The organism is Nemorincola caseinilytica, assembly GCF_039540515.1.
In the GTDB taxonomy this organism is placed as follows: domain Bacteria; phylum Bacteroidota; class Bacteroidia; order Chitinophagales; family Chitinophagaceae; genus Nemorincola; species Nemorincola caseinilytica.
Map to the genome: position 1 here is coordinate 170,203 of NZ_BAABFA010000024.1, position 17,056 is coordinate 187,258.

The 17,056-nt window shown below is 52.6% G+C and carries 16 protein-coding genes; 11 read left to right on the top strand and 5 right to left on the bottom strand.

Translation table 11 applies throughout. The features are described from left to right. The first annotated feature begins 204 nt into the window (after positions 1-204). The 8 genes from bshC to ABD843_RS15470 all read left to right on the top strand — a co-directional run bounded on the left by bshC (position 205) and on the right by ABD843_RS15470 (position 7,125). The gene (bshC, locus tag ABD843_RS15435; RefSeq protein ID WP_345085155.1) at positions 205-1,812 is read left to right on the top strand and encodes a bacillithiol biosynthesis cysteine-adding enzyme BshC; all 1,608 of its coding nucleotides are present in this window, start codon (positions 205-207) and stop codon (positions 1,810-1,812) included. An 82-nt stretch (positions 1,813-1,894) separates the two neighbouring features. Beyond that, positions 1,895-2,371, top strand: coding sequence for an RNA polymerase sigma factor (locus tag ABD843_RS15440; RefSeq protein WP_345085158.1), 477 nt, complete (start codon positions 1,895-1,897; stop codon positions 2,369-2,371). 2 nt (positions 2,372-2,373) lie between these two features. Beyond that, positions 2,374-3,234: a hypothetical protein gene (locus tag ABD843_RS15445; RefSeq protein WP_345085161.1), complete on the top strand. Its 861-nt coding sequence runs from the start codon at positions 2,374-2,376 to the stop codon at positions 3,232-3,234. Between the two features lie 36 nt (positions 3,235-3,270). Next, a complete protein-coding gene (locus ABD843_RS15450) occupies positions 3,271-4,122 on the top strand; it encodes a hypothetical protein (protein WP_345085164.1) in 852 nt (283 codons plus the stop codon). 220 nt (positions 4,123-4,342) lie between these two features. Then, positions 4,343-4,978, top strand: coding sequence for an START domain-containing protein (locus ABD843_RS15455; protein WP_345085167.1), 636 nt, complete (start codon positions 4,343-4,345; stop codon positions 4,976-4,978). Positions 4,979-5,082: 104 nt separating this feature from the next. Then, on the top strand, positions 5,083-5,676 hold the full coding sequence (locus tag ABD843_RS15460) for a TetR/AcrR family transcriptional regulator (RefSeq protein WP_345085170.1): 594 nt from the start codon (positions 5,083-5,085) through the stop codon (positions 5,674-5,676). 47 nt (positions 5,677-5,723) lie between these two features. Further along, positions 5,724-6,896, top strand: coding sequence for an acetyl-CoA C-acyltransferase (locus ABD843_RS15465; protein ID WP_345085172.1), 1,173 nt, complete (start codon positions 5,724-5,726; stop codon positions 6,894-6,896). A gap of 1 nt (position 6,897) precedes the next feature. Further along, positions 6,898-7,125, top strand: coding sequence for a DUF2798 domain-containing protein (locus ABD843_RS15470; RefSeq protein ID WP_345085174.1), 228 nt, complete (start codon positions 6,898-6,900; stop codon positions 7,123-7,125). 55 nt (positions 7,126-7,180) lie between these two features. Here ABD843_RS15470 and ABD843_RS15475 read toward each other — a convergent pair whose 3' ends face one another. Both ABD843_RS15475 and fmt read right to left on the bottom strand, forming a co-directional pair. Next, a complete protein-coding gene (locus ABD843_RS15475; protein WP_425575772.1) occupies positions 7,181-8,326 on the bottom strand; it encodes an acyl-CoA dehydrogenase family protein in 1,146 nt (381 codons plus the stop codon). Positions 8,327-8,403: 77 nt separating this feature from the next. After that, the gene (fmt, locus tag ABD843_RS15480) at positions 8,404-9,336 is read right to left on the bottom strand and encodes a methionyl-tRNA formyltransferase (RefSeq protein WP_345085636.1); all 933 of its coding nucleotides are present in this window, start codon (positions 9,334-9,336) and stop codon (positions 8,404-8,406) included. Between the two features lie 131 nt (positions 9,337-9,467). Here fmt and ABD843_RS15485 point away from each other — a divergent pair, with 131 nt between their 5' ends. Next, the gene (locus ABD843_RS15485) at positions 9,468-12,731 is read left to right on the top strand and encodes an amidohydrolase family protein (protein WP_345085176.1); all 3,264 of its coding nucleotides are present in this window, start codon (positions 9,468-9,470) and stop codon (positions 12,729-12,731) included. Positions 12,732-12,813: 82 nt separating this feature from the next. Here ABD843_RS15485 and ABD843_RS15490 read toward each other — a convergent pair whose 3' ends face one another. Then, positions 12,814-14,070: an NAD(P)/FAD-dependent oxidoreductase gene (locus tag ABD843_RS15490; protein ID WP_345085178.1), complete on the bottom strand. Its 1,257-nt coding sequence runs from the start codon at positions 14,068-14,070 to the stop codon at positions 12,814-12,816. Between the two features lie 121 nt (positions 14,071-14,191). Here ABD843_RS15490 and ABD843_RS15495 point away from each other — a divergent pair, with 121 nt between their 5' ends. Then, positions 14,192-14,725, top strand: a complete 534-nt coding sequence (locus ABD843_RS15495) for a hypothetical protein (protein WP_345085180.1) — start codon at positions 14,192-14,194, stop codon at positions 14,723-14,725. A gap of 59 nt (positions 14,726-14,784) precedes the next feature. Beyond that, complete coding sequence (locus ABD843_RS15500; protein WP_345085182.1) at positions 14,785-16,263, top strand: tetratricopeptide repeat protein; 1,479 nt, start codon at positions 14,785-14,787, stop codon at positions 16,261-16,263. A gap of 48 nt (positions 16,264-16,311) precedes the next feature. On the opposite strand, the gene iscX is transcribed toward ABD843_RS15500, so the two are convergent. Then, positions 16,312-16,542, bottom strand: a complete 231-nt coding sequence (gene iscX, locus ABD843_RS15505; protein ID WP_345085184.1) for a Fe-S cluster assembly protein IscX — start codon at positions 16,540-16,542, stop codon at positions 16,312-16,314. Between the two features lie 32 nt (positions 16,543-16,574). Further along, positions 16,575-16,910, bottom strand: a complete 336-nt coding sequence (locus ABD843_RS15510; RefSeq protein WP_345085186.1) for a 2Fe-2S iron-sulfur cluster-binding protein — start codon at positions 16,908-16,910, stop codon at positions 16,575-16,577. Positions 16,911-17,056: the final 146 nt, after the last annotated feature.

Consider the following 17,056-nt stretch of genomic DNA (forward strand, 5'->3'; position numbering starts at 1 on the left):
TCTCCCTCATCCTTATGATAGGCGTTGCCGGCCGGCCGAATGTTAGAATTCAAAATTTGTGGTTATACAGTATCGGCATACGTTATATGGTCATAGAATATTCTGTGCCTGTTTTGTCACGGCCGTGTCCCGGCATATCAATGTCATTTTCTACTTTTGGGCCATCATTACAGGGCCATCGCCGCCTTGTTCAACCCAATAGATTTGACATACGCACATATCCCTTATGCCGATACCGGCTACTTCTCCAAACTGGTCGCCGATCACATCAGTGGCCATGCGCCACTTCGCCCATTCTATGACCATGCCCCCGATGAGGCTGGCATAGCACAGGCCATACAGCAGCGTGCGAACTTCCCTGTGGACAGGCAAAGACTGGTATCGGCGCTGGAGCGGCAGTACCGGGGGCTAGAGGTGGCAGATGCTGTTACTGCCAATATCCGGTCGCTGCTCAGTGCCCATACCTACACCGTCACTACGGCCCATCAGCCAAATCTGCTTACAGGATACCTGTATTTCATATATAAGATACTTCATGCCATAAAGCTGGCAGAGCATCTCAATGCCACGCATGCAGGTAAGCATTTCGTGCCTGTATACTATATGGGCAGCGAGGATAATGACATAGAGGAACTGGGCGTGTTCCGTTTCCGCGGCGATAAGTACATATGGGATGGAAGCGGCCAAAAGGGAGCCGTTGGCCGTATGGACACCTCAGGCCTCAAGCCCCTGTTGCAGCGGGTGTTCCACATGTTCGGCCCTCCCGGCCGGGATATGGACGACCTGGTACGCATCGTTACCAAGGCATACATGGGGCACAAGACCATAGGCAAGGCTACACAATACCTGGTGAATGAGCTCTTCGGCCGGTATGGGCTGGTGATACTGGACCCCGATGACCGCGAACTGAAGGAGGCCTTCGTACCTGTGATGGAAGACGAATTGCTGAACAGCAATGCCTACCCCATAGTATCGCAGCAGACCACCCTGCTAGAGGAGCAGTACAAAGCACAGGCATTCCCCCGTCCCATCAACCTGTTCTACCTTGATCACGGCATACGCGAGCGCATAGAGCGCCAGGGCGATAAATGGGTAGTGCTGAACACTGATATCTCGTTTTCCCGCGAAGAGCTATTGGCCCAACTGCACGAAGCCCCCGAGTCCTTCAGCCCCAATGTGGTGCTGCGCGGGCTCTTCCAGTCCACCATCCTGCCCGATGTGGTGTTCATAGGTGGTGGGGCAGAGGTGGCCTATTGGTTCCAGTTAAAGACACTTTTCCGGCATTACAATGTCTTCTATCCTGTGGTCATGCTGCGCAGGTCGGTACAATGGATCGCCCGCGAGCAGGCAAGGCTGCGCCACCAGTGCGGCATTTCCATAGCCGACATCTTCAGACCAGAGCTGCAATTGGAGACCGAACAGGTAGATGCCCACACCAGTGGCGAGTGGCGCACAGGTGCAGAAATGCAGGCCATAGAAGATATTTTTGCCGGGCTGCAGGCAAAGGCCACTGCCATAGACCCTACACTGGGCCCATCGGCCGCTGCCGCCCTGGCTCGCATGCGCCGCCAGGCCGTGGTGCTGGAAAAAAAGATGCTGCGCGCCGAAAAGCGAAAGATAGAGGTAGGGTTGCAACGCCTGCACCGTCTGAAAGCCGAGCTCTTCCCCAACGGTAGCTTGCAGGAGCGTACCGAGAATTTTGCCGAATACTACCTGTCATACGGCCCTGCCTTTTTCGATATAGTAAAAGAGGGCATAGACCCGCTGAACAATAGATTCCTGGTGATAGAGCAGCCGGCGGAAGATAAATGATGTATTTTTACTATGTCTGCTGCTCCGGATTTTTTTAAGTTACCTGTAACATTTTCTCCGCTCTGCCGATATAGCTATTGAAATGAACGCAGAACAGTACAATACTTGTGTGCACGAATGGTCTGACGCCCTTTTCAGGTTCGCCTGGAAATGTACCGGCCAGCAGAGCGACGCGCACGATGTGGTGCAGGGCAGTTTCGAGGTGCTATGGCAAAAGAAGGACGAGGTGTTGCCTGCCAAGGCAAAGGCATTCCTCTTCCAGGTGGCCTATCGCCAGTCGGTAGATAATTTCCGCAAAAGGTCGCGTGTCATGTTCAAGGATGCGCCCGAGGAGAGCTATTCACCCGTTAACCCCGACCTGAAAAAGGTACTGGACCGCGCACTGGCGCAGCTGGAAGAGAAACAGCGCGCCCTGGTACTGCTGAAGGACTATGAAGGATACAGCTATGATGAGATAGGCCAGATAACCGGGCTCAACGAAAGCCAGGTGAAGGTGTACCTCTTCAGGGCAAGGAAGACATTGAAAGAATATTTGGTAAGCGTAGAAAATATCATATAACTATGATCACCTGGGAGAATTATGAGGAGTATATGGTAATGCATGCCGATGGCGAGCTTACGCCTGCGCAGGAGCAGGAGCTTATGTCGTTCCTGTACGAGCACCCCGATCTCCAGAGCGAGCTTACGGCCTTTACCATGACCAAAATGATACCTGACGAGGCCGAGACCTATGGCCGCAAGGCAGCGCTGCTAAGGCCAGTACCTGCTGCCGAAAAGCCAAAGGTGATAGCCATACCCGTATGGCGCAGGTATGCAGTGGCCGCGGGTGTGGCCGCATTGCTGTTCGCATCTACCTACAGGCTGTGGACAGGCGCAGAGCATACCGGTGGTGAGATAGCAAGCGTAGTACCGGTGCCTGCTGCACCTGCCTCTGTCGCTCCGCCAGTAGCTGCCACACCGCAGCCTGCACAGGCCATGGCACAGGTACGGCCCGCCCATGTAGTGCCCGATGTGCCCGTACCTGCACAAAGGCCCGCAGGACAGGCTACCCGCCCTGTGCGCAAGCCTGTGAACACTATCGTACACAATAATGATGTACCCGCTATGGCCGCTGTGGACATAGACAGGCTGCCTGCTGCCGGTGTAAAAGAATTGCAGGCCACACAAAAAAATATCGCGCCGGTTGTAACAAATGTTCCTGCTCTGGCGATACAAGATAGAGAAGATGATACAGAAGAAGAGGTTGCTAAAGGCTCGCTTATAGACAGGTTGCCGATAAGCGATACCAAGCGGTCCGGAATGAAAAGCCTTGCAAGTGATGTGGCCAACGGATATGGCAAGGTCAATTCGATAGGACAGGAGATAGCCCGCTCCAATGTATCTGTAAAGCTCAGGAACAAACAACTTATTTTCTCTTTCTAAAAAACAACATTGCTCACAGCACTCAATTCAACGATCATGAAACATACATTTTGCACACTAGCCATAGCAGCAGGTCTTTTATTCGCACAGAACGTGAACGCCCAGGAGGCCGAGGCTACAACCCCTAAGAAGAAACACACACTCACCATATCTAACAAGGGTATACATGTGGACGAGGCTGCCGATAGCACCAAGCTGCATGCAGGCAAAGTGAAGGAAAAAGAAGAAAAAGCAGGCAAGTTCAGGACCTCGTTCTCTATGCTCGACGTAGGTGTGAACATGCTGAACGATAATACAGTGTACACCGACCCAAGTGTGGTGAACTACCTGAACGTACCCGCCGGCAAAAGGAATGCCGAGCTCTTCGATCTGAAGCCTTCCAAGTCCATAAACGTGAACATATACCCGCTGATGGTGAAGTTCCTGGCCGTTAAGACAAAGAACCAGCGCATTTACCTTTCTACCGGCATCGGCTTCCAGGTATACAACTTCCGTTTCGAAGAGGACCTTTCCTATACCAAGAACCCCAACAGCATCATAATGGATACTATCAAGTTCAGCAAGAACAAACTGGCGGTGAACTACCTGAACGTACCCCTTATGCTCACCGGCAAGACAAGGCTGCACAAGAAGACATGGCTCACCTATGGCGCAGGCATCACGGCCGGTTACCGCCTCTCATCATGGAACAAGCAGATATCCGGCGAAAGGGGTAAGAAGAAACTGCATGGCAATTTCGATCTCGAAGATTACAATGCCTGCCTCACTGCCGAGTTCGGTATAGATGGTATACTCAGGTTCTATGGCAGCTACCAGCTCACCCCCATGTACAACAATGGTATAGACCAGCGTCCCATATGCGTAGGTATCAGGTTCAGCGGCATATAATGCGCGGAACAAATATCACAACAGGGGCCCGCACTTTTGCGGGCCTCTTCATTTGTTATTCGTATGGCACAAAATGTGAAGTAGTACAATAAGATCACATCTCCTCCCCGTATGGGAAGGGGCTGAAAAAGCACCATTTAATATTCTGCCTCTTGTTTCGTTTTTAGCTGCGGCATGCATATATTGCCGCTTACTATCAATTCCCCTCAGGGCATTCGTTATGTATAAGCTGCTTGCCATTCTTGCATTGGTGTACTGTCCATGGGCCGTCCGTGGCCAGACCGACTGGAAATTCAGAAAGGAAGAACAGGGTATAAGGGTATATACGGCCCACACCGATAGCTCCCGCATAAAGTCGGTAAAGGTAGAGTTCTCTGTACAGGCCACCCCCGACCAGCTCATTGCTTTCCTGCTGGATATACCGGAGCAGCCCACATGGATATTCAATAGCAAGACAGCCTACATCATCAAAACATTGAAACCCAATGACATCATTTTTTATTCCGAGGTGACACTGCCATGGCCTTTTTCCAACCGCGATTATGTGGCCCATTTCACTGTCAGCAAACGTTCGGAGGGAATGTATCTGGTAGAGTCGCATGCCGAGCCCGAATACATCCCTGCAAAGCCGCCATTGGTACGCATGCCATATTCCTCGGCTAAATGGAACATCACCCGCGCAGGCGATAACGAATTAAAGATCATCTATACTTTCAGCTTCGACCCCGGAGGGGCCGTACCTCCCTGGCTGGTCAATATGTTCGTCACAAAAGGCCCCATACATACCTTTCAGAAATTGCGCGAGGGCGTAAGGCGACCCGAATACCGCGATGCACATTTGTCTTTCCTCAAGTAACCGTTCCTGATATACAGAGTAGTAAAAATGTCCGGCCGAAGATAAAATATACCATTCGGTATATTTTGTATATCTTTGTACTGCGAAAGCGAAATAAGAGCGCCATGTCGAAGGCAGAAAGAACGAAAGCATACATCATAGAAAGGGCTGCGCCCGTCTTCAATACCAAGGGGTATAGCGGCACATCTATGTCCGACATAGTGCAGGCCACACAGCTTACCAAGGGTGCCATATACGGCAATTTCACAGGCAAGGACGAGGTGGCCATAGAAGTATATAAGTACAATTTCGGCGCCTTGCGCAAACGTATAGCCAACGCCATGCTTGCCGAGACCACAGCGCAGGCAAGGCTAAAGGCATATACCAATTACTATCGTACCAACTGGCAGCAGGTGCAGGAGCGCGGCGGATGCCCGCTACTGAACGCAGCTGTAGAGGCTGATGACAATGTGGCCTTCATGCGGAAAAATGTGCAGGCAAGCGCCCGCCAGTGGATAAAGGATATAAGAACGGTGATACAGGCAGGTATAGATAGTGGCGAGTTCAGGGCCGACCTGGATGCGCAGCAAATGGCCACCTCGGTATGTATGATGCTGGAGGGAGGTATGATGTTCTTCAAGATAATGGACGATCGTACACTGCTCTTTCATGCGCTGGACCGCATAGACCGCATGGTGACCCAAGAAATGATGAGATAATTTTTTTTCACCAAAAATATACCGAACGGTATAAAATATAAAATCATATGGAAGCATACATAGTAGCAGCAAAACGTACACCGATAGGGTCACTGCTGGGTGGCCTGTCATCCTTAACAGCCCCACGGCTGGGTGCCATAGCCATAAAGACGGCCTATGAAAGCATAGGCCTGGATCCGGCGCTTGTGAACAGCATATACATGGGCAATGTACTGAGCGCAGGGGTAGGGCAGGCGCCCGCACGGCAGGCCGCCATATATGCAGGTATACCTTACGAGGCCGATGCCACTACGGTGAACAAGGTATGTGCATCGGGAATGAAGGCGGCCATGCTGGGCGCGCAGCAGATACAACTGGGCCTGGAGGATATAGTATTGGCAGGTGGCATGGAGAGCATGAGCAATGCCCCCCACTATGCACAGGTGCGCCGTGGCAATAAACTGGGCGATATGACCCTCATAGATGGCATGACCAAAGATGGCCTTTGGGATGCCTACCACAACTACCACATGGGCAATGCTGCCGAGTTGGGTGTACGCAAGTATGGGCACTCCCGCCGGCAGTTAGATGAATACGCCATCATGTCCTATACCCGTGCGCAGGAGGCAGCCAACAGCGGCCGCCTTACCGATGAGATAGTACCTGTAGATGTAGAAGGAAAGGGCGGGGTAGTGACCATCGCCCGCGATGAGGATATAGACAAGATAATAGCCGACAAGGTAGCGCGGCTGAGGCCTGTGTTCGAAGAGGGTGGTGCGCTCACCGCGGCCAATTCCAGCAATCTGAACGACGGCGCTGCTGCGCTGGTACTGGCCTCTGCTGCGGCCGTACAGAAGTACGGGCTGCGGCCGTTGGCCCGCATCGTTTCCTATGCCGATGCCGCGCAGGCGCCCGAGTGGTTCACTACATCGCCTGCCGTGGCCATACCCAAAGCACTGGCAAAAGCGGGTATCGGTCTGAAAGATGTGGACCGTTTCGAGATAAACGAGGCATATGCATCGGTCATTCTATCCATACAGCAGATACTGGGGCTCGACCTGGGTAAAGTGAATGTATACGGTGGCGCTGTGGCCATGGGCCATCCCATAGGCGCATCCGGCGCCCGCATCATGGTCACGCTCCTCAATGCCTTGCGCCAAAGCGGCGGCAGGTATGGTGTGGCTGCCATATGCAACGGTGGTGGTGGCGCATCGGCCATAGTACTGGAAAATATGAACTGATATGATAAAGCAGAAAATAGCATTCGCCATGATAATGGGGGCCATCACCACCGGGCTCATATCCTTCGTGGTAGTGTCGGTCAACATAGGTTACAACGCCCGTTTCCTGGCCATATGGTCGCGGTCTTGGGCGCTGGCATGGGTGGTAGCGGTACCGGCCATTATGCTGATAGCGCCGCGCGTAGAGCGCCTGGTGCAGTACCTGTTCGGGGAAGGGAAACGGCCATAAAAGCAGAGAGGCGGTACATGTACCGCCTCTCTGCTTTTATCATTCAGGGTATCTCCTAGTTCTTCAGGATATCCCTCGATATCACCAGCTTCTGTATCTCCGATGTACCCTCGCCTATGGTGCAGAGCTTGCTGTCGCGGTAGAATTTCTCTACAGGGAAATCCTTGGTATAGCCATACCCGCCGAATATCTGTACTGCATCTGTAGATACGCGTACACATACTTCCGATGCATAGTATTTGGCAAATGCCGACTCCTTGGTCATTCTCATGCCGCGGTTCTTCAGGTCGGCTGCCTGGTATATCAGCATCTCAGAGGCTTCTATCTGCGTGGCCATATCGGCCAGTTTGAAGGCTATTGCCTGGAAGTTGGCTATAGGCTGGTCGAACTGCTGGCGCTCCTTGGCATATTTTAGTGATGCCTCATAAGCGCCCTTGGCTATACCCAGCGACAGGGCCGCTATAGATATACGTCCACCGTCCAGCACCTTCATGGCCTGGTGGAAGCCATCGCCCACAGGGCCCATACGCTGCGCATCAGATATGCGGCAGTTGTCGAATACCAGCTCGGCGGTCTCGCTTGCACGCATGCCTAGCTTATTCTCTTTTTTACCCGCAGAGAAGCCGGGTGTGCCGCGCTCTACTATGAATGCGGTCACATTATTTTTGGCCCTTGGCTCGCCGGTACGCGCCAGTACTACGGCCACATTGCCGCTTATACCGTGTGTTATCCAGTTCTTGGTGCCGTTCAGTATCCAGTCGTCGCCATCGCGGGTAGCTACGCAGCGCATATTGCCTGCATCGCTGCCGGTATTGGCCTCTGTAAGGCCCCATGCGCCTATCCACTCGCCGGTGGCCAGCTTGGGCAGGTATTTTTTCTTCTGCTCTTCGGTACCGAAGTACAGTATGTGCCCTGTACACAGCGAGTTGTGCGCTGCCACAGACAGGCCTATAGAGCCGCATACCTTGGCCACTTCGCTCACTACGGTCACATATTCAAAGTACCCCAGGCCCGATCCGCCGTATTCGGCAGGGACAAGCACGCCCATCAGGCCCAGCTCGCCCATCTGGCGAAAGAGGTCTACAGGAAATTTCTGGGTCTCATCCCATTCCATCATGTTCGGGCGAATGTGCTTGTTGGCAAATTCGCGTATCATCGCTGCTATCGACTCCTGAGCTTCAGAGTACTTAAAGTCCATCATCTAAGTAAAAATAAATTTGTAAAGTGCGCAATTTTACGACTTTTTTCTGAACAGAACTAATGCTTTCTGCTACTTTCTCACCCCCTGAAACCCCTCAGGAATTCCACTATCCCCATCTTTTTTTTGCCTTCCTGTTGCAGTTCTTTTACATATATCCAGCCATCGGCAGCGGCAAAGCGCAGGTAGGTGCTATGGTCGGTATCATATGTGCCGGGTGTGGCATTGTGCGCCTCTGTCAATGCCTCTGCCACGAATATCTTTACCGATCTGTCCTTTAGCATAGTATAAGCGGCGGGGTAGGGCGACAGCCCGCGTATCATATTATGTATATCCTTTGCGGGCCTTGTCCAGTCTATCAGGGTATGCTCCTTGAATATCTTGGGGGCATGCCGCAGTTCGCTCTCGGGCACATCGCTCTGTGGTATCTCTGTTATATCGCCTGCGGCCAATCGTTTCACGGTGGTCACCAGCAGTTCGGCGCCGGCCAGCATCAGTTTTTCATACAGTGTGCCCATATTATCCTCGGGCAGTATAGACACTTCCTTTTGCAGCAGTATATTGCCCGTATCTATCTCATGCTTCAGCCTGAAGGTGGTCACGCCGCTCACCTTGTCGCCATTCATTATGGCATGGTTTATGGGCGCTGCCCCCCGGTACTGCGGCAGCAGCGATCCGTGTACGTTCACCGTGCCCATAGGCGGCATATCCCATACCGCCTGCGGCATCATGCGGAAAGCCACCACTATCTGCAGGTCGGCATTCAGGGCGCGTAGCTGCTCTATGAATTCGGGGGCTTTCATGCTCACGGGTTGCAGCACAGGCAGCCCTTCAGCCACGGCATATTGCTTCACTGCCGACCCCTGCATGTGCATACCCCTGCCTGCGGGTTTGTCGGGGGCGGTCACTACGGCCACTATGTTCGCACCGGCATCTTTCAGGGCTCGTAAAGAGGCCACCGCAAAATCGGGCGTGCCAAAGAATACTATCCTCAGTTGTTCGAAGGTCTTCATCACGGCTGCAAAGCTAATCAGATATGGCTACCCGTCCACCTGTTATCCTTTCACCCGAAACTTCCCCCGCCGTTATTTTTCATATTACAGATCGGTGCAACTATCTTTAACCCCTTATTTTACCGTTGGTCATGCGAAAGATATCTGCAATGGGTGCGCTGCTGCTGGCAGGCCTATACATACCTGTAGCCGCACAGGACAAAAAGGACGAGAAGAAGAAATGGGACGTGAACGCCCCCGGCGCACCGGGCAGGGATGTGTCCTTCACCGTTAACGAGGGTACATGGATGAACCTGGATGTAGCGCCTGATGGCCGGGATATAGTGTTCGACCTCCTGGGCGATATATATATCATACCATTTGCCGGTGGCGAGGCCCGCGTGCTGCGCAAGGGTATGGCCATGGAGGTGCAGCCCCGTTTCAGCCCCGATGGCAAAAAGATACTCTTCACATCCGATGCAGGTGGCGGTGATAATATATGGGTCATGGACCGCGACGGCAGCAATGCCAAACAGGTGACGAAAGAGAATTTCCGCCTGCTGAACAATGCCGTGTGGGCAGGCAATGATCACTTCATAGCCCGCAAGCACTTTACATCTACCCGCTCGCTGGGTGCCGGCGAAATGTGGATATACCATATCTCAGGCGGTGGCGGCCTGCAGCTTACACCCCGCAAGAACGACCAGCAGGACCTCAACGAGCCCTGCGTATCGCCTGATGGCCACTATGTGTACTATAGCGAGGATATGTATCCCGGCGGTTTCTTCCAGTACAACAAGGACCCGAACAACCAGATATTCGTCATAAAGCGCTACGACCGCGAAAAGGGCGAGATAGAGATAGTGACAGGCGGCCCCGGTGGTGCGGTGCGCCCGCAGATCTCGCACAGCGGCAGGCAACTGGCATTTGTAAAACGTGTGCGCACAAAGACCGTCCTCTACCTGCGCGACCTGGAGACAGGCGAGGAATGGCCCATATACGACAAGCTCACCAAAGACCAGCAGGAGGCATGGACCACCTTCGGCATCTATACCGGCTTTGCCTGGACGCCCGATGACAAGAACATCATAATATGGAGCGGTGGCAAGATACAGAAGATAGATGCCACGGGTAAGAACGCCGCTACAGAGATACCCTTTATCTGCAATGTGCAGCAGCGTATCACCGATGCGGTACGCTTCAAGCAGAACCTGAACCCCGATGAATTCACGGTAAAGGTGATACGCCATGCAGTTACCTCGCCCGATGGCAAATGGCTTGTGTTCAATGCCCTGGGCCACCTGTACAAAAAAGCCCTGCCTGATGGCAGGCCCGAACGCCTCACCACCAGTCCCCTGCAGGAGGGTGAACCCGCTTTCTCGCCCGATGGCAAATGGCTGGCCTATGTGACCTGGAACGATACCCTCACCGGTAGCCTCTGTAAAATGCCTATGGATGGCAAGGGTAAACCCACGGTACTCTCCACTAAAAAAGGTATGTACCGCACTCCGTCCTTCTCGCCCGATGGCAGGTGGCTGGTATACAGCAAAGACGGCAGCGACAACTCTATGGGCAATACTTATACGGTAAAGCCAGGTATATATTACATGCCTGCTGCCGGTGGTAAAGAGGAATATGTGACCGACAAGGGCGAATACCCGCGTTTCTCTAAAGATGGCAGCCGTATCTTCTACCAGGAGGGCGGCAACCTCTTCGGCTCGCTCGATAAGTCATTCAGTAGCTGCGACCTGCAGGGCAATGATGTGCGTACCATGTTCAAGGGCAAGTACAGCAGCCAGTTCACCGTATCGCCCGATGGCAAATGGGTGGCCTTCGTACACCTGCATTCGGTATATGTGGCAGCATTCCCCGGCATTGGCAAGCCCATATCCCTGGGCGATGATGTGACGGATATACCGGTAAAGAAAGTATCGAAAGATGCCGGTATCAACCTGCATTGGGGTGCCGGTAGCAAACAGTTGCACTATACACTAGGCGACCAGTACTTCACCGTCAATATCGAAGACCGTTTCGAATTTGTGGCTGGCAAGCCCGATTCTCTCTTCAAAGCGCCGGAGACAGGTATAGCTGTGGGCCTCACCGCGAAAGCCGATAAGCCACAGGGTACCATCGCCTTCACCAATGCCCGCATCATTACCATGAACGGTAACGAGGTGATAGAGGGTGGTACGGTAGTGGTAGAGGGCAACCTCATAAAGGCGGTAGGTAAAGGCACGGCCATACCGCAGGGCGCAAAGGTGGTAGACTGTGCAGGCAAGACCATAATGCCGGGCTTTGTAGATGCCCATGCACATGCGGCCCATTTCCGTTATGGGCTCACGCCCGATAAGCACTGGCCCTATTATACCAACCTCGCCTATGGCGTTACCACCATGCACGACCCCTCGGCCGTTAGCGAGATGGTATTTGCCCAGAGCGAACTGGTAAAGAGCGGAGCCATGGTAGGGCCGCGTGTGTTCTCTACGGGTACCATACTATACGGTGCCGATGGCGATTTCAAGGCCGTCATCAATTCGCCTGATGATGCGAAGAGCGCCCTGCGCCGTACACAGGCTTTCGGTGCGTTCAGCGTAAAGAGCTACAACCAGCCCCGCCGCGAGCAGCGCCAGATGGTGATAGAGGCCGCCCGCGAGCTAAAGATGGAGGTGGTGCCCGAGGGTGGTTCTTTCTTCTACCACAACATGAGCATGATACTCGATGGTCATACCACCATAGAGCACAACATACCCGTAGCCCCCCTCTACAACGATGTGATACAGCTTTGGAAGAACGCTAAGACCGCCAATACGCCTACGCTCATAGTTAGCTATGGCGCCCTCAGTGGCGAGTACTACTGGTACCAGCACACCAATGTTTGGGAGAAGGAGAGACTGCTGCGCTTTACGCCCCGCTCGGTAATAGATACCCGTGCCCGCCACCGTACCATGGCGCCCGAGGAGGAATATGAGAATGGCCACATGCTGGTATCGCGCAGCCTCAAAAAACTCTCCGATGCGGGTGTGACCATAAACATGGGCGCTCATGGACAGATACAGGGCATAGGTGCTCACTGGGAGATATGGATGATGGCCCAGGGCGGTATGACGCCTATGGAGGCCTTGCGTACGGCCACTATCAACTCTGCCACCAGCCTCGGTTTCGATGATCATATAGGTTCCCTGCAGCCCGGCAAGCTGGCCGACCTGTTGGTGATGGACAAGAACCCGCTAGATGATATACGCAATACCGAGAGCATTCGCTATACCATGGTCAATGGCCGCCTCTACGATGCCGAGACCATGAACGAAGTAGGTAACTACGACAATAAGCGTGGCCGGTTCTTCTGGGAGCTTGGCCGCAATGCCGAGTCTTTCCCATGGCACGAGGCCGCTATAGAGCTGGGCGATCAGGAGTAGCAGCCGGTCTTTAGGAACACGACACCGCACCTACCTCTCCTTTGCAGAGACCTGCCTGCCGGTAGGCAGGGTCGGGGAGAGGCTACCTGTTGAACAATATCTTTAGGTAGAACGATGGTTTGCTGAACTGGTCGCGCAGGTCCATGTCTGTGAACATGCAGCTTATGGTATTGCGTAGTGATGGGCTTTTGTATGCCTTGTTCACCACGAAGTTGAACAGCCATGGGTATTTGCTCAGTCGCTGCAGCGTAGCGCTTATACGGAACTCATCGCCCAGCCGTTTGTACAGCACATCATCATAGTCCGTCCGTAGCCGTGCTGCCGACAGGTCGCGTTGTGGTAGTACTTCTTTCAGTGCCATTGCGGCCAGCATACCGCTGTACAGTGCATTGCCTATGCCCTCTCCGCTAAAGGGGTCTACAAGGCTGGCAGCATCGCCGCACAGTATATAGTTGTCGCCCGATAGGGGGCGGCGCTCTGTGGCCAGTGGCAGTCCCCAGCCCTGTATCTTGTCTTGCAGTCGTGCATTAGCAAATCGCGGCGCTATCTGCGGATTTGTCTTTATGGCATGCAGCATCTGCTCGCGCAGGTTTATCTTTTTCTCCCTTACTATCTCCGACAGCAGGCCCACGCCCACATTGGCCATACCATTCGGCAGAGGGAATATCCATAGATAGCCCGGTAGTACTTCCGGCAGAAAGTGCAACTCTATATAGTTATCGGGGTGCATGTCCGTCACGCCCTCGTAATACGCACGCAAGCCCACTGCATATGCCTTTGGCTGCGAGCTGTCGCTTACGAATTTCCGGTGCACTATACTTTTGTCACCATCCGCACCTATTATTACAGGCGCGGTCACGATATGGGCCACGCCATTGTGCGTCATGTTCACGGTCACCTTATTGTCGCCCCGTTCTATGTCCGTTATGCTGGCGCCCTGGTATATGGTACAGTAGGGCGAGGGCATCTTGCGGAAAAGAAAGTCGTCGAACACCATACGCGGTACGGTAAAGCCGGGGGCCTTTGTCTCTGGCGTACGTTTGGGGCTGAAGGGTATATCCAGCGCGCGGCCATTGGGTGCCACGAATTTTATTCCCCACGATGGTGTGAAAGCCTGGGGTGCATCCAGTATCTCGTTCAGCCATTCAGGGTCGGCACGGTTTATCACCAACGCCGTCTTGCCACTGCACGCATCGCCGCATACTTTATCGCGGGGGAATGTCTCCTTATCTATCACCACATGCGGTATGCCATATTTGCTCAGGAAGAACGATGCTCCCGCACCAGCCGGGCCTGCACCCACTATTATCACCTGCGTATCTGTGCTCTTGCCCATCATCTGTACCGTCAAATATAGTGCTACTGCACGACACCCGCCCGCAAAATGCACCAGATCTCATTTCTGTCGCCTGGCTTGCGAGTTGTGTGTAATATTTATAGCTTTGTTTAAAATCGCATTTATGAAACTGTTGCATCTTATAGCGGCTATGGCCATAGCGCAAATGGCCTCGGCCCAGGACTTCTGTAAGGACATAAAGAAAGAAGTATCGGACAATAAGATGCTCACTGAGTACGAATCGCCCTACAAAGAGAGTGCGCTGCCCCTCATTAGGGTGAAGCGTTCTGTAAGTGTGGATGAGGATACCCCATTCGACAATTTCGTGATGGTATTTCGTGTCATTTGCGGGGTAGATGATATATATGCCACCAATTCTGACGGCGGTAAAACAGAGAAGCCCGAAAAAAGGCTCACCATCGTTTTCGATGACAATACGCGTATAGTAGACGATACAGTAGATGTGATGCACGACATAACCGTGGACCGTACAGAGGCCATCCGGTATATCTATTATCCCGTGATCCCTGAGACCGTGGGCGATCTTTCCTCCAAGAAGATATCGAAGTTCGTGATAGCCGGCCAGGAGGTTCCCGTACCCGCCGATAATGCCAATGCCATAATGCAGTATACCAAATGCATCCGCAATGCGAAATGATCTTCCGTTCGAATAAGGTCTTAATAGTTGATTATCTTTGGCATATCACGACCTATGCAATGATCAGGTATCGTCTGGTTCTGTTATTCTTATTGTTTGCCACTCCTCTGCATGCCCAGTTGGAAGGCAAGGCATTTATCGATTCTTTAGAGCGTGCACTGCCACTTATTAAAGAAGATACCAATAAGCTCAAAGCACTGTATGTACTTTCCACCAACAATAATACCATAGACCCTGGTAAGGGGATAAGGTTCGGCGAACAATTACTGGAAATGGCTACGGCGCTCGGCAAAAAGCGTTCAATCATAGGAGGCTACATAGCTATAGGCATCAATTACCAGCACAGGTCCGATTACCCCAGGGCGCTGGAGCACTACAACAAGGCTATGATGCTGTGTTCTGAGAACGAGTATCCCGAGTTGTATGGCGACATCATAAGCCATATGGCGGTCATATTGCAGGAAATGGGCGAATATGACAAGGCCCTGGATCACCAGTTCCGTTCCCTGCGGCTCAATGAGCGGTTTCGCGATAGCTTTAATATGGGTGGCGATCTTGGCAATATTGGCATAGCCTATATGCTGAAGAAAGATTACGAAAAGGCGCTGGAATATGATATGCGGTCGCTGGAGATCTTCAAGCTCATAAACGACAAGAACGGTATAGCCCACAACTATGGCAATATCGGCAATGTATACAAGGAGTATGGGAATTATGTGCTGGCGCTGGAATATGATATGCGGTCGCTAGATCTTTTCCGGGAGCTGGAAGACTACGGGGGAATGGCCATAAACCAGGGCAATATAGGCGATGTGTACCTGGAGACAGTGCGTGCCATGGATGCGGGGCATACTCATAAGGTACTTCCCAAAGGTACAAGGCAGGAATTCCTGGCCAGGTCCATTAAGCATTTCGAAGAAAGTATAGCCCTCAGCCGGCAGATAGAGCAGCTCGATAACATACTCGAGTTCAGTAAAGCCCTCAGCGAGGCATACAGGCTCACAGGAAACTATGAAAAAGCGCTGGAGAACTACCAGCTCCATGTCCTCTTCCGTGATTCCATACATTCTGATGAGAATAGGCTGAAGATAGCCAAGCTGGAGACCGGGCTGCAACAGGGCCTGAAGGAGAAACAGATACAGATCACCGAGCTGGAGCGGCAGAACAAGCGTACCGAGCGCATTCTGTACATAGCATCGGTATGCATATTGCTTATGGTCATGGCGGTCATCACCCGCAAATTCATGGCACAGAAGCAGCGCAACAAGTTGCTGGCACAGGAACGTAAGAAGAACCTGGAACGTATAGAGAAACAGAAAGAGGTAATGAGCGATATAGCCTATGCTCACTCGCACGATGTTAGCGGCCAGGTAGCCACCATCCTCGGACTTACCGATGTTTTTGACCTTCAGAACTATGCACACCCCGACAATAAGATAGTGATAGACGGTATAGCCGAGACCGCCCGCAAGCTCGATATCATAGTGAAGGACATGATAGTGAAAGAGAACATGCTCAATAAAGACAAAAAGAGCTGATACCCGCAGGCACAGCTCTTTGCATAAGTTCTTACTAGGGAATGAGCGTTACTGGTTATCGCGCCACTCGTATACCCAGGCCGACTGTATCATTTCCAGGTGGCCCTCATTGCATTCTTCGCGCTTGCCCTCAAAGCTAGGCAGCGTCAGCACCCACTCTATCAGGTCGGTGAAGCGTATGCGGTATATCTTGCTCTCGCCGAAGTCGTCTCCGAATTTCTCGTACAGTTTCAGTGCTATGTCTTCGTGGTCATTCCACTTTATAGGCGGTTCGTACATTGGTCTGTGTAGTTAAGCTGTTCTTACAAAGTTTATTCGCCATGTATCAGCGATTGGTCGGGTATGCATACTTCCAGTTCGCCCACACCGTTCACCAGCACACACTGGCACCCCAGGCGCGAGGACAGGCGTGGGTTGCGGGCCCGGTCTATGAAATCCTCTTCACGGTCGCTCAGTTCGGGTACGAACTCGGCTCCCTTTTCCAGGTATATATGGCAGGTGCTGCATGCGCACACCATGCCACAGTTGTGGTGAAGCTCTATATTATTTTCAAGGGCCACCTCCAGTATGCTTTGGTCGGGCGCTACGTTCTCCACCGTTATCGGCTCAAGCCCCTTCTGGTCAAATTTGAATTTTATGGTATACATTATCGTTCTGGTATTCCGGCCGCAAAGGTAGCACATAGCGGCGCAACTTGTGCATATAGTGGCCAATGGCATTTGTTATCGGCTCATTGCTTATGCAAATGCATATACCCCGTAGCGCCGCTACGGGGTATATGCATATCTTGCTG